The organism is Corallococcus sp. AB038B (assembly GCF_003668955.1).
Classification (GTDB): Bacteria; Myxococcota; Myxococcia; order Myxococcales; family Myxococcaceae; genus Corallococcus; species Corallococcus exiguus.
This window is the reverse complement of record NZ_RAWO01000387.1, coordinates 1-386: the sequence shown is the minus strand read 5'-3', so window position 1 is coordinate 386 and position 386 is coordinate 1. Positions and strand designations below refer to the sequence as shown.

Here is a 386-nt window from a genome sequence, read left to right as displayed (position 1 = left end):
CGCCGCTCGAGGGCCGCCTCGGGCGTGGACTCCGTCTCCGTGCGCTGCGGCGGAAACAGGAAGTCGGCGACGCGCCGTCGAAACGTGTTCTCGCGCCGCAAGGTGGAGATCGCCACGTTCTGCGTGACGCGAAAGAGCCAGCCCCTCACATCCTCCTCGCGCAGCCAGGCTCGGTGCTCCCAGGCCTTGAGGAAGACATCGTGGGTGACGTCTTCGGCCCAGCCCGAGCGGCCGGCCGCATACCGCTTGGCCCAGAAGAAGACAGCCTCGGAGTGCTCCTCATAGAGCGTATCGAACGACACAGGTCGGGCAGGCAGGGCGGGCGGGGCCTTGGAGTGGGGAGCGTGCGACATCCAGCACCTGGGGACCTACGATTGGAGCCGGAG

The 386-nt window shown here is 68.1% G+C and carries 1 protein-coding gene; it reads right to left on the bottom strand.

The features are described from left to right. On the bottom strand, window positions 1-353 hold a 353-nt coding region (locus D7Y04_RS43645; protein ID WP_304988666.1), incomplete at its 3' end, for an RNA polymerase sigma factor. Between the last annotated feature and the right edge of the window lie 33 nt (window positions 354-386).